Origin of the sequence: Desulfovibrio sp. 1188_IL3213 (genome assembly GCF_036763145.1) — a bacterium.
GTDB lineage: Bacteria > Desulfobacterota > Desulfovibrionia > Desulfovibrionales > Desulfovibrionaceae > Desulfovibrio.
This window is the reverse complement of record NZ_JBAIYR010000605.1, coordinates 1-1,117: the sequence shown is the minus strand read 5'-3', so window position 1 is coordinate 1,117 and position 1,117 is coordinate 1. Positions and strand designations below refer to the sequence as shown.

Annotated in this window: 1 protein-coding gene and 1 pseudogene; both read right to left on the bottom strand. The window is 59.0% G+C overall.

What is annotated here, in order from left to right; translation table 11 throughout:
* Positions 1 to 263: 263 nt before the first annotated feature.
* Positions 264 to 737 carry a response regulator gene (locus V6C16_RS13955; protein ID WP_333536008.1) on the bottom strand — a complete coding sequence of 158 codons (474 nt, stop codon included), beginning with the start codon at positions 735 to 737 and terminating at the stop codon, positions 264 to 266.
* Positions 738 to 775: 38 nt separating this feature from the next.
* A pseudogene (locus tag V6C16_RS13950) lies at positions 776 to 1,117 on the bottom strand (sensor histidine kinase); the annotation flags it as partial.

Below are 1,117 nucleotides of genomic sequence, written 5' to 3'. Positions count from 1 at the left end.
CGCATCGCCGGCAATGCGCGCATCCATGCCGCGCAGGCTCAGGCGCTGGGCCAGAGGCCCGGCAAAGGCAGACTCGTCATCCACAACAAGCACGCGCACGGCGTTCCCCTTTCTGCATTACAGCCCGCTGGATGTTGCCTGGAGCAGTTAACACTTGAAATGCTCACGTACGGCAGGCAAAAGCCTGCCTGCTCGCATTTCGTGGCAAGGATTTTCCTGAAAATCCTTGCAGAGCGGTTACCTCATTTCATTCGTAAACTGCTCTATTTTTCGTGTTCCTGCAAAATATCCTTTTCTTTCATCACGTCGCGCGCAGACTCAAAGTCGCCGCCTTCAGCCAGGGATACGGCCACCATGGCATTTTCCAGCTTGTCGCGGTAGGCCATGCGTATGCTGCCGAGCAGTTCATCAATATCCATAGGTTTGCGCAGGAAATTGTACGCGCCCATGCGATAGGCGGTCTGTTCCTCGGCATCGCCACCGTGACCGGTAAGAATGATGACCTGCACCAGGGGATTGCTCTTCTTTACGTTGCGCAGCACCTCAAAGCCGTCCATGCCCGGCATGCGCAGGTCAAGCACGATGACGTCCGTGGGCTGTTCCACGGCTTTGAGCGCCTCGGGGCCGTCATAGGCCACACGCGCGGCAAAACCGCGCATGGCCAGACGTTCGGCCAGGGTGTCCACAAACTGCCTTTCGTCGTCCACCAGCAGAATCTTGATGTCTTCTTTGGTCATGAAAAACTCCTTGAAGGTCCGGCCTATGCCGGAGCCGGTTATACCGCATCTGACTCGCAGGCGGAAAGTGAAAGGAAAAAACGCGGTTCCGCTTCACGCCAGGGCATAAGCGCTGCCCGCCAGCCGGGGCGCATGCCGCTGAGCATGGGGCTGCCCGTCATGGCTGCCAGAGCCAGTTCCCTGTTGCTCCCTTCCGACACTTCCACCACAATGCCTTCTTCCTTCCCTCGCCGTCCGGCAGTAAGGCGCAGATGTATCTGGCCGCCCACCGAAGCGCAGAGATCAAAAATTTCAAGCAGGGCGCGCAGCACATCCATCGGCGGCACTGCCGCCCAGACCGGCTCGGCGCTCTCGACGCTTGCAAGGCGTATCTGGGCCGC